The 18,935-nt window shown below is 46.5% G+C and carries 15 protein-coding genes; 11 read left to right on the top strand and 4 right to left on the bottom strand.

The features are described from left to right. Positions 1-128 precede the first annotated feature (128 nt). The 4 genes from QE357_RS23700 to QE357_RS23685 all read right to left on the bottom strand — a co-directional run bounded on the left by QE357_RS23700 (position 129) and on the right by QE357_RS23685 (position 3,482). Positions 129-770, bottom strand: coding sequence for a hypothetical protein (locus tag QE357_RS23700; protein WP_309713407.1), 642 nt, complete (start codon positions 768-770; stop codon positions 129-131). A gap of 11 nt (positions 771-781) precedes the next feature. Beyond that, positions 782-1,369, bottom strand: a complete 588-nt coding sequence (locus QE357_RS23695; RefSeq protein ID WP_307144054.1) for a DUF4136 domain-containing protein — start codon at positions 1,367-1,369, stop codon at positions 782-784. A 285-nt stretch (positions 1,370-1,654) separates the two neighbouring features. Further along, entirely contained in the window at positions 1,655-2,317 is a 663-nt protein-coding gene (locus tag QE357_RS23690; protein ID WP_106636136.1) for a carbonic anhydrase, read from the bottom strand. A gap of 316 nt (positions 2,318-2,633) precedes the next feature. After that, complete coding sequence (locus QE357_RS23685) at positions 2,634-3,482, bottom strand: AraC family transcriptional regulator (protein WP_106636137.1); 849 nt, start codon at positions 3,480-3,482, stop codon at positions 2,634-2,636. 150 nt (positions 3,483-3,632) lie between these two features. Here QE357_RS23685 and QE357_RS23680 point away from each other — a divergent pair, with 150 nt between their 5' ends. The 11 genes from QE357_RS23680 to QE357_RS23630 all read left to right on the top strand — a co-directional run bounded on the left by QE357_RS23680 (position 3,633) and on the right by QE357_RS23630 (position 18,228). Continuing rightward, positions 3,633-4,544: a dihydrodipicolinate synthase family protein gene (locus QE357_RS23680; protein WP_106636138.1), complete on the top strand. Its 912-nt coding sequence runs from the start codon at positions 3,633-3,635 to the stop codon at positions 4,542-4,544. Positions 4,545-4,578: 34 nt separating this feature from the next. After that, the gene (locus QE357_RS23675) at positions 4,579-5,586 is read left to right on the top strand and encodes a 4-hydroxyproline epimerase (protein ID WP_309713404.1); all 1,008 of its coding nucleotides are present in this window, start codon (positions 4,579-4,581) and stop codon (positions 5,584-5,586) included. Between the two features lie 24 nt (positions 5,587-5,610). Then, positions 5,611-6,852: an FAD-binding oxidoreductase gene (locus QE357_RS23670; RefSeq protein WP_106636140.1), complete on the top strand. Its 1,242-nt coding sequence runs from the start codon at positions 5,611-5,613 to the stop codon at positions 6,850-6,852. 26 nt (positions 6,853-6,878) lie between these two features. Continuing rightward, the gene (locus QE357_RS23665) at positions 6,879-9,140 is read left to right on the top strand and encodes a prolyl oligopeptidase family serine peptidase (RefSeq protein ID WP_309713402.1); all 2,262 of its coding nucleotides are present in this window, start codon (positions 6,879-6,881) and stop codon (positions 9,138-9,140) included. A 30-nt stretch (positions 9,141-9,170) separates the two neighbouring features. Continuing rightward, the gene (locus QE357_RS23660; RefSeq protein ID WP_309713400.1) at positions 9,171-10,883 is read left to right on the top strand and encodes a DUF885 family protein; all 1,713 of its coding nucleotides are present in this window, start codon (positions 9,171-9,173) and stop codon (positions 10,881-10,883) included. 12 nt (positions 10,884-10,895) lie between these two features. Next, entirely contained in the window at positions 10,896-12,428 is a 1,533-nt protein-coding gene (locus QE357_RS23655; RefSeq protein ID WP_307144058.1) for an aldehyde dehydrogenase (NADP(+)), read from the top strand. A 46-nt stretch (positions 12,429-12,474) separates the two neighbouring features. After that, positions 12,475-15,222, top strand: coding sequence for a DUF5695 domain-containing protein (locus QE357_RS23650; protein ID WP_309713397.1), 2,748 nt, complete (start codon positions 12,475-12,477; stop codon positions 15,220-15,222). A 207-nt stretch (positions 15,223-15,429) separates the two neighbouring features. Beyond that, positions 15,430-16,110: a hypothetical protein gene (locus QE357_RS23645; protein ID WP_309713395.1), complete on the top strand. Its 681-nt coding sequence runs from the start codon at positions 15,430-15,432 to the stop codon at positions 16,108-16,110. Between the two features lie 11 nt (positions 16,111-16,121). Beyond that, entirely contained in the window at positions 16,122-16,787 is a 666-nt protein-coding gene (locus tag QE357_RS23640) for a hypothetical protein (RefSeq protein ID WP_309713393.1), read from the top strand. Continuing rightward, a complete protein-coding gene (locus QE357_RS23635; RefSeq protein ID WP_309713390.1) occupies positions 16,766-17,569 on the top strand; it encodes a sensor histidine kinase in 804 nt (267 codons plus the stop codon). Before QE357_RS23640 ends, QE357_RS23635 begins: the two co-directional genes overlap by 22 nt. Before the next feature lie 5 nt (positions 17,570-17,574). Next, positions 17,575-18,228, top strand: a complete 654-nt coding sequence (locus QE357_RS23630) for a response regulator transcription factor (protein WP_309713388.1) — start codon at positions 17,575-17,577, stop codon at positions 18,226-18,228. The last annotated feature ends 707 nt before the right edge of the window (positions 18,229-18,935 follow it).

Genomic DNA, 18,935 nt, shown 5'->3' with positions numbered 1-18,935 from the left:
CTATTAAACTATTAACTGACAACTATTAACCAATAATATAGCAAAATCTAGAGGCCACCTGTAGGGATTATCCCTACAGGTGGCCTCTAGATTTTGTTGATCCGCCAGAGAATGCTGGCTTTTATGGACTACGCGTGTTTTTTGATGTAGGTCTGAATGTTCTTCAAATCCTGACGCAGGCGATCATCCATTTTTTTCGCGTCTTGCTTCGCTGCTTTTTCTCTGGCATCGAGCGAAGTGCGAGCGGTGTTTATAAGTTTAAGACCCTCTTCCTTACTGGATTTATCCATTTTACCCACGTGTTTTTCCAGGTCATTAAGCGTAACCTTGAGGGGGTCGGTCGTTACTTCTGGCAATACAAGTATATCCTCAATTGCCTGGTGGCCTACCGTTAGCTCGGCTGCGGTTACGGCTTCATTCAGTTCTGCTTCCGTTAATTTCTTTTCTTTGGCCCGCTCTACCAGTTTTTCGAGGTCTTTCAGGTGATTATCAAAGAGTGACAGGTTTTCACCCTTCAGATTTTTGCCTTCCACTTTGAGAGCAGCAATACCCGATTGTAAATCTTTTACTGCGGTCTCTGGAGCATTGGTCTGCAGAGCCACTAGAGCCTGATCGAAATACGCATCCGAAGGATTTTCCAGTACTTGCGTTTCTTCCGCCGCGATAAGGGTAGTATCCGTAGTGGAAGTTTGTGCTTCTTGTTTTTTTGGTGATGACTGGCAAGAGGCCAGTGCAATCATTAGGCCGATGGCTAACAGGTTAGATTTCATGATTTTACTAGTTATGAGTGTTGAAGATGTTGAGGATAACGAGCGAGAATTTTTTCGGCTTCGTGGGCAAACTGTTTACTCAGTTCAGCCGGATCGTTTACTGGATTTTCCAGTGAACCACGCCAGAGTAATTGCTGGGTTTTAGCATCAATGACGTCGACGATCAATGTACCGTCCGTGTAGTGTTCGGTATGATAACCGGTATTCCAGGGTTGGTAATAATAACCGAAGCCTACGGGCATCCAGCGACGTTGGTACCAGATGTTATACGGAACGTAATAGGGATAAGGATAGGAAGGATTGGCTACCTGCTGGCTTTTATTTTCAAAATACTCGTGCGTCGAAACTAACAAGTCAGGTTGATTATCATCCCGAACCAATCCTTTTTTTGTAAGCTCGGCAGCAATCGCATTTTGAATCATGTCATCGGTAATGCCGCTTCGATACAAGGGGTTTTTATTACCCTGAATATCTGGTTTAACAAAGGTAAATTTGCGAAAGTCATTAAAATTGACGGCACTTTTTTGCTGTACCTGAACGGCTGTACATCCACTCATCCAGAGTAGAATAAAGCCCATAAAAAGCCATTGCGTTTTCATGGTTGACATGCATAGTTGATAGTGTTGAATTTGTTTTTAATACTGCCTTTGTGTAAGCAAAGCTCTTCCCAGAGCTTTAAATTGATTTATAAATACGCTTAAAATGGTCTTAAAAAAGAAGAGTCAAATAGAAAGGAACGCCAGCTTTTGGCGTTCCTTTCTATTTGACTCTGTAGGGTCAGTCTTTAGTTTTTGGGAGATTCCTAGCAGTCGCTCGGCTAGAGCCGAGCGACTGCGGCATTTTCCGAAAGTTTAAAATTTTCGGAAAGTGCTACTCATATAAAATTACACGTTTTTATCGGCTGGTTTTTCAGGCTCGTTAGGATCCAGGTGATAAATCTGCATGATGTTTTCCAGTAATTTGATAAAATCAATATTTAGATCAATCAGCTTTCCGGTGTGTACATCAAACACCCATCCATGAACGGTAAGGTCTCGTTCCCGGCGGGCTTTCTGTACTTCCGCCGTTTTAATCACATTGATGCATTGCTCTTCTACGTTCAGCTCTACCAGTCTTTTGTAACGCAATTCTTCATCTTTGATCGCATCTAATTCAGCCTGGTGAGTCCGGTATACGTCACGAATATTTCTTAACCACGGATTCAAAATTCCCAGATCCTGCGATTTCATGGCTGCCTGAACGCCACCGCAGTAATAGTGACCACAAACAACAATGTGGTTCACTTTCAGGTGCTGAACGGCGTAGTTGATAACCGACATGGCACTCAGGTCGGTGTTGGGAACCATGTTAGCAATATTTCGGTGTACAAAGGCTTGACCCGGTGCGATACCCATCAACTCTTCAGCCGTTACCCGACTGTCGGAACAACCGATATACAGAATATCAGGCGTTTGGCCTTTAGACAGATCGCTGAAATAGTTTGGCTCTACACTTAGCTTTTTCTGAACCCAGTCTTGGTTGTTTTTGAAAATTTGAGAAATATCCATTTATATGTTGTTACGTTAATTTCTTTTTCAAACGATTCGAAGGGATGCATGAAATGCCTTTACCAAAGTTTCCTCGTAGGAAGAATTTCAGTCTTAACATCCAGAACCGCTATAGGGTTTATAAATAGTTATGCTTAAATGTCCTATTGAATGCGTATTTTGCGGGTACGGACAAGTATACAGCCCTTTACTCGCCCAAAATTAACTTTCTGAAAGTCCATTAAACAAAAAGAGCGACTAGTTTATTACAAGTACGCTCTCGTTGAATTCCGTAAAAGTCTGTTATTAAGCAATAGGGTAAACAACGACACAGGGTCTACATCCGATACGTACGGATATACTGACTTGGGGGCATGCCCACGATTTCTTTGAACTGACGATTAAAATTGGACATATTGGTGTACCCACAGGATTCCGCAATCTGACTCATGGGGTCCTTCGATTCCCGCAGTAAGCGACAGGCATTTTCGATTCGGATTTCATTCAGTAAATGCGAAAAGGTTTTGCGAGTATGCTGACGGAAAAAGCGACAAAAAGCTCCCGGCGTGAGATTGGCTACATTGGCTACATCTTCCAGCGAAATGGACGAAGCGTAGTTTTGTAATAAATAAGAAAATACCCGTTCAAGGCGGTAATGGTCGTCTGGACGACTGGGACGCTCGTAAGCCGTTCTCGATAAAACCTCGCGACCTTCTTCATTTACGAGTTTATCTAGTACTTTTAATAAAAAGAGGAACTGGTGAAAAGGCCGCTGTTGCGAGAGCTGCCGGAATTCATCAATAATCGGATCATTTTCCTGACAACGCAGACGAACCCCCTGTTTGGCCTCTGAAAGTAACTGCCGTAAATGGCTTACTTCGGGAAATTCCAGCCAGTGCTGTTCCAGCGAGTCGTTCATGAAAAACATCGTAGTCGAGGTAGCTCGCTCGTGCGAGTCACTGCTGCGAAGCACGTGGGGCAGGTTGCTCCCAAATAATAGTAAATCGAGCGGTTGGAACCGGTCAATTCGGTCTCCGGCAATGAGTGTGCCTTCGCCTCGTTCGATCAGGGTTAACTGAACTTCGGGGTGGAAGTGTAACTGAGCATAAAAGGTAGGACCATCGTCAATTTGAACTCGGAATGACCGCTGGTCCACGCTGGGTACCCGGAACAGTAGTGGTTTCATAGAGGTAAGAATAATACATTTTTGGTATATAATCTTATTGACGGTATAAAACTAGTGAAAAAAGTATTAAAGGCAATCAAATATTGAGAATAACCTTTCCCTCAAGTTTCCGACCTTTGACTAAATCAATCACCAGAAAAACTAACGCTCATGAACACTATCGTTACCTGGCAAGGTGTGTATCCAGCCATGCTTACCCCATTCACTGCTGAAGATACCCTGGACCTGCCTTTATTCCAGAAAAATATAATTGCTCAGATGAAAGCCGGTATTACCGGAATCATCATTGGTGGCTCGCTGGGTGAAGCCAGTACGCTTACTCCCGAAGAAAAGCTGGAATTACTGGCTTCAGCTTTGGAAATAACTCAGGGACAAATTCCTGTTATTGTTAACATTGCTGAGCAGGCTACTCGCGAAGCCGTAGCACGGGCGAAAGAAGCAGAAGCAAACGGAGCCGACGGTTTGATGTTGTTACCTCCGATGCGTTATTACTCAGACGCACGCGAAACAGTTGAATATTTCAAAGCCGTGGCTCAGGCAACGTCATTACCCATCATGATTTACAACAATCCCGTGGATTACAAAATCATGACGACGATTGCGATGTTCCAGGAATTGTCAGAATGTCCTAACATTCAGGCTGTCAAAGAATCAACTCGCGACCTGACGAACATCGTTCGGATGCGTAATGCTTTCGGTGATCGCTTCAAAATCATGGGTGGTGTGGATACCCTAATCATGGAAGCCGTAGTATTAGGTGCGGATGGTCTGGTAGGAGGTTTAGTAGATGCCTTCCCTGAAGAAACGGTAGCCTTATTCAATCTGACTCAACAGGGACAACTGGCCGAAGCTCTGGAAATTTACAAATGGTTCATGCCATTACTCGAACTGGACATTCACCCCAAACTGGTTCAAAATATTAAATTAGCTGCTACAGCAACGGGTATTGCTTCAGAATACGTTCGAGCTCCCCGTTTACCTTTAATCGGTGAAGAGCGTGCTCATGTGCAGGCAATTATCGACAAGGCACTGGCAACTCGCCCCGTATTAACCCCCGCCTAATTTCTTTTTCTGAGTTTATTAATCGAGTGAATTCATGTCTACAGCGTATCATTTTTTTTGTATTGATGCTCACACCTGCGGCAATCCGGTTCGGGTGGTAACAGGGGGAAGTATTCCCTTTTTGCAGGGAAATTCCATGAGCGAAAAGCGGCAGCATTTTCTGCGTGAGTACGACTGGATTCGCAAAGGACTGATGTTTGAGCCCCGGGGCCATGATATGATGTCGGGAAGTATACTTTATCCGCCCATCGATCCGGCCAACGACGCAGGCGTACTTTTCATTGAGACTTCGGGTTGCCTGCCCATGTGCGGTCACGGAACCATTGGTACGGTAACGGTAGCCATTGAGCAGAACCTCATTACGCCGAAAACCCCCGGAGTACTCAATCTGGAAGTACCCGCTGGTCTCGTACGGGCCGAGTACGTCATGGACGGTCGTAAGGTAACTTCGGTGAAAATTACCAACATCAAGTCTTATCTGGCGGCTGAAAACCTAACGGTAGATTGTCCGGATTTAGGAGAATTAAGCGTTGATGTAGCCTACGGAGGAAACTTCTACGCCATTGTGGACGTACAGGAAAACTTCCCCGGACTCGAACACTTCAGTGCCGATCAGCTCGTGAGCTGGTCGCGGGTATTACGGAAACAACTGAATGAAAAGTATAGCTTCGTTCATCCGGAAAATGATACCATTCGCGGATTGAGCCATTTACTCTGGACGGGAAAAACCATTCAGGAAAGCTCAACCGCCCGCAATGCCGTTTTTTACGGCGATAAAGCCATTGACCGCTCTCCCTGTGGCACGGGTACATCCGCCCGGATGGCTCAGTGGTATGCCAAAGGAAAGCTGAAGTCTGGCGATGTCTTCGTGCATGAAAGCATCATTGGTTCCATTTTTAACGGACGTATCGAAGCCGAAACCCAGTTGGGCGATCACCCGGCCATCGTGCCGAGCATTGAAGGCTGGGCGAGAATTCACGGATACAATCACCTCATTATTGACGAAGACGATCCTTACGGATTTGGTTTTCAGGTTATTTAACCACCAAAATCAGGCCATACGCGTATGAAACACGTTGGAATTGTGGGAGGCGGCATCATTGGTCTAAGTTCGGCCTATTACCTGCAACAGGCAGGTTATCAGGTAACGATTTTCGATCAGACGGTCATTGCCGATGGATGTTCCTACGGCAATGCCGGGATGATCGTTCCCAGCCATATTATTCCGCTGGCCCAGCCCGGCATGATTGCCAAGGGGTTACGCTGGATGCTGGATTCAAAAAGTCCTTTTTACGTCAAACCCCGGCTCAATGCCGATCTGATGAAATGGGGCTGGCTGTTTTACAAGCACTCCACCGAGAAGCACGTCGAAGCATCCATTCCGGCACTGCGGGACATCAGTCTGCTAAGCAAGACTTTGTATCAGCAAATGGCTGATACACTGGACATGGGCTGGCACGAGCGGGGTTTATTAATGCTTTTCAAAACGCCTTCGGCTGCTCACGAAATGCAGCATGAAGCCGATGTGGCAAATGCCGCCGGTATTGAGGCTCAGTTACTAAACCCCGATCAGGTGCAGTCACTGGAGCCGGATGTTCGGGTGACAGTGGCGGGTGCAGTGTATTACCCTGGTGATGCTCAGGTTGTTCCAACGCAGGTCATGTCTTCGCTCATTACCCACCTGAAACAATCGGGCGTTACGTTTAAGGAAGCCAAAGAGGTAACAGGTTTTACGAGACAGGGGTCACGGGTGACGGCTATTGAAACGACAGCAGGGGCTTTCCCGGTGGATGAAGTTGTGATTGCTGGAGGAGCCTGGTCTTCTGAAATCGTCAAGCAATTACAGTTGTCTTTACCCTTGCAGGGTGGCAAAGGCTATAGTTTCATGTTGAAAGACGTGAAGCAGAACGTACGGGTTCCGGCGATTATGCTGGAAGCTCGGGCCACAGCCACGCCGATGGGGGGAGATTTACGTTTCGCAGGAACCATGGAAATTGCCGGAACAGACATGAGTGTCAACATGAATCGGGTGCAGGGTATTGCTGAATCTATTAATCAGTATTATCCAGATATTCCGGTTCAGTTACCCGCTAAAAATCAGGTCTGGAAAGGATTACGTCCGTGTTCGCCTGATGGGTTACCCTACCTCGGTCGATTGAATAACTACGAAAACGTAGTAATTGCGACCGGGCATGGCATGATGGGACTCAGCCTCGGCCCTGCTACAGGAAAACTGGTGGCAGAAGTAATTGCCGATCAGCCCCTTAGTATGAGCCTTACTGCATTTGCCCCGAATCGATTTGATTAAATTTTCGTTTTACCTACCGAGCCTCTATGCGTTATACCTTTCTTCTTCTGGCCTTATTTTCCGTTCAGCAACTCTGTGCTCAGGGCACATTGGCTGATTATCAGCGAAGTCAGTCCCTAAAAAAACAGTGGACAGATAAAGCTTATTATATTCCCCGGCAGACTAACTGGCAGGATAATAGCCAGCGATTAGTCTACACCATTCAGACCCCCAAAGGTCGGGAATATATTCAGGTGAACCGGAAAACGGGTAGGCGGGAACCCGCTTTTAATCAGGAAGAACTGGCTAAACAACTCAGTGCTCAGGTAGGTAAAACCATTTCCGCGTACGAGCTTTCACTCCAAAACTTAAAACCCACGGATAAGGGTTATTCCTTCGTGGCTGAAAATGTCCGCTGGACTCTTGAAGACGGACGATTACATAAAAAAGGCGAGGTTCCATCCGGTCGTTACTGGGGCGAGCGATGGGAAGAAGACGAAACCCGCCGAACGTATAGCCCTGATAGTAGCTTATCCGCAGCAATAAAGAACAGCAATGTTTACCTGCGGGACGAAAAAACAAAGAAGGAAACGCCATTGAGTTTCGACGGTTCGCCGGGGGACGCCTACAGCAGCGATCTTCGCTGGTCGCCAGACGGCAAGAAACTGGCCGGAGTGAAGATTCGTAAACCAACCCCTCATCTCTTATACCTGATTCGCTCTTCGCCTGTCGATCAGCTACAGCCTAAACTGGAAACGCGGAATTACCCCAAACCCGGTGATAATCTGGCTATTTCAGAGCCGGCTCTTTTCGACATCGCGTCAAAAAAACAATACCGGATTTCGATGGATTTGATTGCCCAGCAATACGATTTATCGCGTCCGCACTGGCGAAAAGATAGTAAGAGTTTTACACTTGAATACAATCAGCGGGGGCATCAGGTTTATCGTGTGCTGGATGTGAACGCAGAAAATGGAGCCATCCGGCCTGTTATCGAAGAAAAATGTAAAACCTTTTTCAGTTACAGTGGCAAACGATTCCGTCAGGATGTTTCCGACGAAAAAGAAATCATCTGGGCTTCCGAACGGGATGGATGGAATCATTTATACCTCTACGATGCCGCCACTGGTCAGGTTAAAAATCAGATTACGAAAGGGGACTGGGTTGTTCGTAGAGTAATGAATGTGGACGATAAAACCCGCACCATTCTGTTCGCTGCCAGCGGCATGAATGCCGGAGAAGATCCCTATTACCTGCATTATTACCAAATTAATTTTGATGGTTCAGGACTGAAAAGTCTGACGCCCGAACTGGCTAATCACGAAGTTACCTTTTCGGATGATTACGAAAGCTTCATTGACACATATTCCCGAATTAATCAGGCACCAGTCACTGTGCTGCGGAGCAGTAAAGACGGCTCGATTATTTCGACTTTAGAAAAAGCTGATCTTTCCGTTTGGGAAAAATCGGGCTGGAAAGCACCCGAGCCCTTTGTGGCCAAAGGGCGTGACCAGCAAACAGACATTTATGGGATGATTATTCGTCCGACGAATTTCAATCCATCCCGCAAGTATCCGGTCATTGAAATGATCTATGCCGGCCCTCATGATTCCTTTGTTCCCAAGTCGTTTACGACGAATACGGCCTTGCATGAACTGGCCGAATTAGGTTTTATTGTGGTGCAAATTGACGGTATGGGTACGTCCAATCGTTCCAAAGCCTTCCATGATGTGTGCTGGCAAAACCTGAAAGATGCTGGTTTCCCGGATCGGATTCTGTGGATGCAGGCGGCAGCTAAAAAGTACTCTTTTATGGACCTGGATCGGGTGGGTATTTACGGCACCTCGGCGGGCGGGCAGAGTTCGACAGGAGCAGTTTTGTTTCACCCTGAATTCTACAAAGTTGCCGTTTCGTCCTGCGGTTGCCACGACAACCGGATGGATAAAATCTGGTGGAATGAGCAGTGGATGGGTTATCCCATTGGTCCGCATTATGCCGATTGTTCAAACGTCACTCACGCTGACCAATTGCAGGGAAATTTGATGCTGATTTTGGGTGAAATGGACGATAACGTCGATCCCTCGTCAACCTATCAGTTGGCCGATGCTCTGATTAAGGCTAATAAAGAATTTCAGTTGGTAGTAGTGCCCAACATGGGCCATTCCTCGGGTGGAGAATACGGCGAACGTAAACGCCGGGACTTTTTTGTGCAGCATTTGCTGCACGTGCAGCCTCCCCACTGGAATGCGAAGGATACCACCGTGCCAGCACCTGAAAAATCCGCGAAAACGACTCGTCAACAGCGGTAGTTTTTTCTTACTCTTAACCATCCATAACCTATGTCTCTGGCACGTTGTCTTCTGCTGATTGGCCTTTTGCTAAGTTTTTCAAGTAAGGCTCAAATGCCGACCGATCCTACGCAGTTGAGCCAGCATATTATCCAGTATGAAGCTGACAAAGGCAGTTTGCGTCGCTTTTACGTGATTGCGAATTCGCCTGAACGCCGCCAACGGCTGAAAGAACTGAATCAGCAGTATATCGCCCGGTTAAATGCATTGAATTTTAAGCAGTTAACGCCTAACAATCAGGTGGATTACTTACTGTTTCGCCGGGATCTGGAGGACGAGTTGCGTGAATATGCTACGGCAGAAAAAGAATCAGAGCAAATTAAAGACTGGTTTCCATTTGCCGAACCGATTTACGCACTGGAGAAAAAACGCCGGAGAGGCATTTACCTGAATTCAGAAGAACTGGCCCGTGATTTTGAAAGCTGGACGACTCAGGTTGCCCAGGCTGAGAAGAAATTAGGGGAGATGAAAACGATGAATCCTCTACTGGCGAGTCGGGCTGAGGAAACAACAAAGGGACTACAACAAGCCATTAGAAGCGTTTTTGAGTTTTACAATCAATACGATCCGATGTTCACATGGTGGATGGAAAAACCCTATCCGCGATTGAATGAACAATTGGAGAAATTAACGAAATTCTTTCAGCCCAAAGGCCAGCTGGGTACAATGGCTAATGATGGCAGCGGTATCCAGGGTGTTGCGGTAGGTCGTGACGAGTTAATCCGTCAGTTAAAGCTTGAATACATCCCTTATTCGCCCGAAGAGTTACTGTCCATCGCTAATCAGGAATTTGCCTGGTGCGACAAGGAGTTACTGAAAGCCAGTAAGGAAATGGGCTTTGGCGAAAACTGGCGGGCGGCTCAGGAGAAAGTAAAGAACAGCTACGTTCCCGTGGGTAAACAACCCGAGTTAATTCTGCGATTGTATAACGAATCGGTTGATTTTCTCAAAAAACATGACCTGGTAACCATTCCACCGCTGGCCGAAGAAACCTGGCGAATGGGCATGATGACGCCCGAGCGTCAACTGGTGAATCCCTTCTTTCTGGGCGGAGAACAAATCCTGATTTCCTACCCGACGGCGAGTATGGAACACGCCGATAAGCTGATGAGTATGCGAGGTAATAATCCTCATTTTTCCCGTTCGACGGTTCACCATGAACTCATCGCAGGTCATCACCTGCAACAGTTTATGAATAACCGCTTCGAGACGCATCGCCGTCGCTTTAACTCGCCATTCTGGATTGAAGGCTGGTCATTGTACTGGGAAATGGTACTTTGGGATAAGGGATTCCCGCAGTCACCCGAAGACAAAATCGGGATGCTGTTCTGGCGAATGCACCGCTGTGCCCGGATTATCTTTTCACTTAATTACCACCTCGGCAAATGGACGCCTCAACAGTGCATCAACTTTCTGGTAGATCGGGTAGGGCACGAGCGGGCGAATGCCGAGGGGGAGGTTCGTCGTTCATTCATTGGAGGGTACGAACCGCTGTATCAATTAGCCTATATGGTGGGTGGTTTGCAGTTTGTAGCCCTGCGAAAAGAGCTGGTAGACAGCGGAAAAATGACGGACAAACAATTTCATGATTCTATATTGCAACTCAATCAACTGCCCGTTGAGTTAATTCGGGCTTTGCTTACTAAACAACCGCTTCAGCAGGATTTTAAAACTAGCTGGCGGTTTTATACGATTAATAAGTAATCATCTGAACTTATGAACGAATCTGGTTTTCAGGCCATTAATCCCGCTACGGGCGAATTATTACCGGGCGTTTTTCAGGAATCTACGTCTCAGGAAATAAACGAAGCCGGACTTCGGGCGGCACAAGCTTTTGCCGAATACCGATTACTTTCCGGGTCAGCGAAAGCTGATTTTTTAGAAGAAATTGCCCGGCAGATCGAAGCGTTGGGCGATGAGCTCTTACAACGGGCAAACGCCGAAACGGCTTTACCGCTAGCCCGTCTGACGGGAGAAAGAGGCCGTACAACGGGGCAGTTACGTCTGTTTGCCAGTTACCTACGGGAAGGCTCCTGGGTAGAAGCCCGCATTGATCCGGCCCTGCCTGAGCGTCAGCCCCTGCCTCGTCCTGATTTGCGGCAAATGCTGCGGCCACTCGGCCCGGTAGGTATTTTCGGAGCTAGTAACTTCCCTCTGGCGTTTTCTGTAGCGGGTGGCGATACCGTTTCGGCTCTGGCTGCGGGTTGCCCCGTCGTAGTGAAGGCTCATCCAGCCCATCCCGGCACGTCTGAACTGGTAGCTCAGGCCATTCATAAAGCGATTGAAGTAACGGGTGTTCCGAAAGATACGTTTCAGTTGATTCAGGGCCGTACCACGGCTACTGGATTAGATCTGGTTCGTCATCCTTCCATTAAAGCCATTGGCTTTACGGGATCGTTTCAGGGTGGTAAAGCTCTGTTCGATGCGGCCAATCAACGCCCCGAACCCATTCCGGTATACGCAGAAATGGGCAGTACGAACCCTGTGTTCTTTTTACCCCAAATCCTGAAACAGCAGGGAGCAACGTTAGCCCAGAATTACGTATCTTCCCTAACGCTGGGAACGGGACAGTTTTGCACCAATCCCGGCTTAAGTATTCTGCCTATATCAGAAGATTCGCAGGCGTTTATTCAGGCCGCTCAGGAGTCCCTAACTACACTTTCGCCCACGGCCATGCTAACGCAGGGCATTCAAAAGGCTTTTGCTCAGGGAATCACTAAATTAAAAGAGCAGGCTAACGTAGAGGTTGTTGCCGAAGCTCAGGAGCTGGAAGGCTTCGCAGCAGGTCGTCCGGTGTTACTGAAAAGTTCGGTAACGGCTTTGCTGGCTAATCCTTTACTGGCTCACGAAGTGTTTGGGCCGAGCAGTATTATTGTGCAGGCTGAAACCAGTGAAGAGTTACTACAGGTAGCACGTTCGTTGGAAGGTCACCTGACGGCTACGGTGTTTGGTACTGAAGAGGAGTTACTGGCCAATGCCGAGTTATTATCCGAGCTGGAACAGAAAGTAGGTCGATTAATTATTAATGCCTTCCCAACGGGCGTAGAAGTAAGCCACGCCATGCAACACGGGGGGCCTTACCCCGCTACAACGGATTCACGGAGTACTTCCGTAGGTACAAATGCCATCAAGCGTTTTGCCCGTCCGGTGTGTTACCAGGGTTTTCCGCAGGGACTTTTACCCGATGAATTAAAAGACAGTAATCCGCTGAATATCTTCCGTTTAGTGGACGGTGCCTTTCAAAAATAAAAACGGTCTTCCGGGGAAATCCTAACCCGGAAGACTTCCCCCCCTTATGACTACTGCTACCTACCTGAAAAAGCACCGGGGTCTATTGATCGCTGGGTTACTAAGTATTACTCAACTGAGCTGGGCTCAGCAATCGCCCTGGAAAAAGCTGGAGGAAAAACCATCCACGCTTCATCTGGAGCAGGGGTATCAAACCTTTGCTACGCCGGAGCTGGAACTAAAGCTGGTAAAGTCTTCTCAGACGGTGGCAGGTTTACATCCGGTCAGCGAGAAGAGTTTCGACTTTACACCAGGCGATCGACTCAAAGTGCGTAGCGGTGACGGACTGTATCAACTGGGGGATATTAATCTTCGCCTGAAGGTAGGGAATGAGTGGAAATCGTTCTCTTCAGCGAGCAAACGTTCAGCAGTAAAAGCATTAACGCCAAAGTCTAAACAGGTCTGGGCTATAGCGAATCTTTCGCCTAGTTTTCCTTCTGATTTCCCCCTGGAAATTCAACGTTCCTGGGAGCAAACGAATGGAGGCGTAATCCTTCGCTTTCAGATCAAAAATCCCGGTAAAGAAGCGATTGAACTAGGTTCGTTAGGTATCCCTCTGATTTTCAATAACATTCTGGAAGGAAATACGCTCGAGCAGGCTCATGCTCGAAACGTCTTTTTTGATCCCTACATTGGGGCCGATGCCGGATACTTACAGGTAGCTCGTTTGCATGGCAAAGGGTCGGTATTACTGGTACTACCCGAAGGAAACACGCCATTTGAGGCCTATAACCCTTTGCTGGATGATCCTACGCCGCGAGGAATTGTCTTTGAGGGTTTTCATGAATGGATGATTCATAGTAAAGCTCACGCTGAAAAAGATTGGGCGAAGGCTCAACCCTGGAATACCGCTACTTCCGTTACGTTAAAACCCGGCGAAACGAAAAGTTATGGTCTGAAATTGGTACTGGCTCCCAGCATTCGGGAGATTGAAAAAACGTTGATTGCTCATAAACGTCCGGTTGCGGTAGGAATTCCGGGTTATGTGGTCCCACAAGACGTAGAAGCAAAGCTGTTTTTGCAGCATTCAAGTAAAGTAAAATCAATGGAAGTGGAGCCTGCCGAAGCTCTAAGCTGGCAATCCATTCCCTCTCAAAAGAAGAATCTTCAGAGTTACCTGATTCGGGGTAACAAATGGGGACGTGCTCGCTTAACCATTCAGTATGAGGATGGATTGAAGCAAACGATCCATTATAAAATCATTAAACCAGAAAGCGAAACCATTGCCGATTTTGGGAATTTCCTAACGACAAAGCAGTGGTTCGAAGTACCTAAAGATACATTTCATCGAAGCCCATCGGTGATTAGCTATGATTACGAAACCAAGCAACAGGTAACGCAGGACAGCCGAGCCTGGGTAGCGGGCCTGAGCGACGAAGGCGGAGCTGGAAGCTGGCTCGGAGCGACCATGAAACAACTCGTGTTGCCCAAACCTGAAGAAGTACAAAAGCTGGAACGTTTTGTGAATGAAACCCTGTGGGGAAACATTCAGCATAAAGAAGGCCCCTACCAATACGGCGTTCGGAAGAGTCTGTTTTATTATCAGCCCGACTCCATGCCTCCCCATACCTACAGCCCGACGGTGAACTACAAAAGCTGGTCGGCCTGGCCCCATAAGGAAGCCGAGTCACTGGGACGTTCGTATAACTACCCGCACGTGGCGGCGGCTCACTGGGTATTATACCGATTGCAGCGAAATCATCAGCACCTGGTAAAGCAGGGGAACTGGAAAAGTTATCTGGAGAATGCCGCCCAAACGGCTCTGGGCATGGTGAAACTTGCTCCTTATTACGCTCAGTTTGGTCAAATGGAGGGAACCGTATTTTATCTGATTCTAAAAGATTTAAAACGGGAAGGATTAACGGAGCTGGCCGCCGAACTGGAAAGCACCATGAAAAAACGGGCCGATCTCTGGCGTTCGCTTGAGTATCCGTTTGGTAGCGAAATGCCCTGGGATTCAACGGGTCAGGAAGAAGTTTACGTTTGGTCGTATTACTTCGGGTACCGTGACAAAGCGGAAGTTACGCTTAACGCGATTCTGGGGTACATGCCAACCATTCCTCACTGGGCTTACAATGGAAATGCCCGTCGCTATTGGGATTTTTTATACGGCGGAAAATTGTCTCGCGTGGAGCGGCAGATTCACCATTATGGTTCTGGACTCAATGCCATTCCAGTGTTAATGGCGTATCGCGATCAGCCGGATGATTTTTACCTGCTACGCGTCGGCTACGGTGGATTGATGGGAGCTATCGCCAATATCACCGAAGATGGGTTCGGCCCGGCGGCGTTTCATTCCTATCCCTCTACGCTGGAGATAGATGCTTTGTCCGGCGATTATGGTTGTGGATTCTTCGGTTATGCGGTTAACACCACATCCTACTTAACGCAACATCCCGAATTTGGATGGCTGAGTTTTGGAGGTAATGTCAGTCAGCAGGGGAATGAAGTGATACTCAAACCCACCACGGCGGCCCGGTCGAATGTGTATCTTTCACCCATTGGACTTCAGGTCAGTCTGGATGCCGGAATGATTGAGCAGGTTGCCTACAATTCAGTAACTAAAGCAGTAAAAATTCGATTACAACCTGCTTCCGAAATTACACCAACCGCCTACCTGCGACTGGAATATCCAGCCCAGAAAAAATTGCAGAGGTATAAATTACAGAAATCCTATCCTCAGGAACGGGAAGCCTTTGCGATTCCTCTGAAGGAAAATGCACTGGAGCTAGAACTGATTCCAAACCCGAAGTAACACGGATTTATTCGATAACTGTGTGGGTCGTTAACATTTGGTTATGAATAGATTACCTATGGCTGCGAGAGCAGAAGCTTATCCAGGTCTATACTTATTCAAAATCTGCTTGTTAAACAAAAGAATAATCTAGAGGTAAAAGAGCGGATAATGGACTCAAATAATTACTTATATTCGCCCATTATCCGCTGTTTTACTCATAAGATTATGAATGTCCACACTATCACCGAACAAGTATTCAAAACCTGGACGTCCGACTGGAAGGCCCTGGAGTTTGAAACCGCCACTTTTCCGTTTTTTGCCAACGAAACCAGCATCCAAACGGGAGTTGTTCTGAATCAGAAAACCCTGGAGTATCTGCTTTCTACGCCCGGTACGAGTACCATCAAAATCAGATTCGGGTTCTCGAAAGAAGAGGAAAACTTTTTTCAGGTCATACTCTGGGGAACGGATGAGTTAGAGCAACGAATCACCCCTTATTATCACGCGAAGGAAGCAATTTTTGAGAAGCGTCCTGATCAGTCCAATGGAGGACTTGTACCAGCAGAGTTACAAAAGCAATGGCGGTTTTACTGGCTTACCAAAGCGAACGATGATCTAATCAGTGTTCAGAATTTCCTGGTAACCCATGGATTTTTGAAAGGGTATAACTATGAACTGGAAGAATTCATGGAAGCCCTTCTAATTGACCGAAAGGCGACGGATGTACGTATTAATTTCGGGCTTCACGAACACCTTTCTCCTACATATCAGGAAGGAGATCCAGCCGTATATACGTTTGGTTTGTTACTACGTGCGGAGACCGGACTTCAGAAATTAAAAGATGACAGTGATGATGATGACGGATATTTTGATTTAAGTAGACCCTGTCCGCCGACTTGTAAATAGAATATTGTAAAATGCACTATTCTGTACAACAAATCATACTTTCAGTAGCAATTGTACCAATGTGGATCGCAACTATTACCGCCGGAATTCAATTCCGGCGGGTTAGTGGCTGGGTAAAGTTTCTATGTTACATACAGTTTTTCGCTTTTATAATCCAGACTGCTTCAGATATTTTATGGTATAGAAAGGTTAATAATCTGTTTCTATATCCCATTTATACGATAGTTGAAGGAAGCTTGTTTATTTGGATGTACAGTTTGATGCTGGAATCTGCCTGGTTACAGAAGGCAAGAGTCTGGTTGATTCTTCTATTAGCTGTGGTCGTTGGTAGCAAATATCTTAAATTAAACTCTTTTCAGGATTTTATCAATCACAACGTGATTGATGGTTTAAGCAGGGTTATTGAAGGAGGAATCGTTATAGCGTTAGTAATTGCTTACTTTTTTAAGTTGTTCAGAGAAATAAAGACTCCTTCTATCCATCAGGAACCCGCTTTTTGGGTTTCTGGAGGTTTACTTATTTATTTTTCTAGTAACACCATCCTGTATCTATTTGCCGAATTTGCTCGGAGGTATTCTCAAGAATTTAACTGGTCTTTCTGGATTGTTCATTCGATACTGGATATGCTTTTGTACACTACCTATACCGTAGCCTTATGGAAGCTCCGCAGGAAATAACGTTTACTTATCTTCTGTTGGCGGGGGTTGGAGTAATGTTTTTACTGGCACTAACCGTCGTTATGTTTGTTGTGGTTTACCAGCGGAAATTCTTTCAGCAGCAACGGGAGATGCACCAGCAGGAAATTCGCCATCAGAAGGAAATTACCGAAGGGATCGTTCAGGCTCAGGAAAATGAGCGGGAACGCATTGCTCAGGATTTGCACGATGAAGTGGGTGCTTCGCTGTCTGCCGCCCGGCTGTTTATCAATCAGATTCAGTACGAAGAAACCCTGCCGGATATGATCGAACTGGCCGAACAGGCTCATGGCGTTCTGGGAACGCTGGTGCAGGAGGTTCGTCGGGTTTCGCATCATCTTTCTCCGCTGGTAGTCGAAAAACTGGGATTTACCGGGGCTTTGCGAGCTTTATTCCAGCAACTGGAAGTCAACGGACTACAAATCACGCATTCATTTCAATTTCAGGAAGCGGCTCTTTCCCATGAACAACAGTTGGCTCTTTACCGAATTGTACAGGAGGTTTCAGTAAATATTATTAAACACGCCGAGGCTCAGCAGGTAACCCTGAGTCTGACTCAGGAATCCGGAACGCTTCGTCTTTGGCTGGAAGACGACGGGAAAGGATTCGAGCACTCGAAAGAGTCGCCCGCCAGTGGCATTGGCCTAAGCGGAATTAGAGCCCGGGCCAATTTTTTGAATGCCAAACTTGACATCAACTCTGCTCCCGGACAAGGAACTCGTGTAGAAATGCTCATACCTTTGCAGGGCGTGCAATTTAGTTAGTATGTATGGAAAATCGTAAACTAGCTCTAGTTGATGATCATCAGTTATTTCGGTTGGGAGTCGCCCAGATATTAAAGAAATTTCCGCAGTACGAAATTGTCTTACAGGCCAGTAGCGGAAAAGACTTATTTGATCAGTTACCTATCACTCCTGTCGATGTAATCCTGCTGGATTTACACATGAAGGGGATGGATGGGGAAGAAATCAGTCGGATTTTACTGAAAGATTATCCCGAAATAAAAATCATTATTCTGTCTATGAGTTACTCGCAGGAGCACATTATGAAGCTCATGCGGGTAGGCGTTCACGGATATTTACCCAAGGACATTGACCGGAACACGCTCGTACAGGCCATCGAAGACGTCAGTACGCGGGGGTATTACATGAATGATGATACCGCTCAGGCGTTGCGTCAGGGACTTCAGCATCCCGAAGACTCCGCTAAAAAAACGCCCGGCGAAGGGCTTTTGACGGGTCGAGAAATGGAAGTACTGGAATTGCTATGCCAGGGATTAAATACCGCTGAAATCGCTGATCGCCTCTTCATTAGTTACCGCACCGTAGAAGGGCACCGGAAAAATTTACTCGAAAAAACGGGATCTAATAATTCCGTAAGTCTGGTGGTGTATGCCATTAGAAACAAGCTCTGGACGGTATAAAACCGGATTGATCTTCTGAAAACCAACAGCCGTTCAATGAAGAACGACTGTTGAACCTAATCTATTAAAGGGAGGGTTAATTCTTCGGGCTATGCGTTTAATACGCAGCTTTTTGAAAAGCTCAAACGCTTCTTTTGACGACAACTTTTACGTCAGTATCAACGAAAAAGGAAACCGAGTGTCTCCTTTTATTTTCTTCAGTAGTTTAGGCATCGCTCGTTCGCGATACACGGGTTTGGGTATGAAATGTTGGGTTCGTAAATACAGGAATCTTGGGCAATGGGAGTTACGTTTCATAGTACCGGGATAAGATTTAATGAATTAAACTTAGCGGTGATATATAGAGCAGATTAAAACCGGAATCTGAATTAATCTGGAAATCAAGACAGCTAACGTTCGACGACTTTAGTTCTGGGACCGCCATCCACATCATTAAAGAGCCTGCGGCTAGCTGTCTTTTCTTTCACAGATTGCACAACACACAATAGAGCTTTGTTTCGCTCCCGGAATTGTGCCGGGTTTAATTAAAGGCAGTGGGTTAATCCTAATACACAAGCGTAAAATGAACCGGGAGGCATTTAATTGCTAGGCGTTTCTTTTACAAAGGTCTGAAATGAGAAAAGGTAATAACAGACCGTATATACGTGTTCTTCAAAACAGGTGTTTTTTGGGGGTAGGAAAGCGGAATGTATGGAGGAGGAATTTAT

Origin of the sequence: Siphonobacter sp. SORGH_AS_0500 (assembly GCF_031453245.1) — a bacterium.
Classification (GTDB): Bacteria; Bacteroidota; Bacteroidia; order Cytophagales; family Spirosomataceae; genus Siphonobacter.
This window is presented reverse-complemented; position numbering and strand designations above follow the sequence as displayed.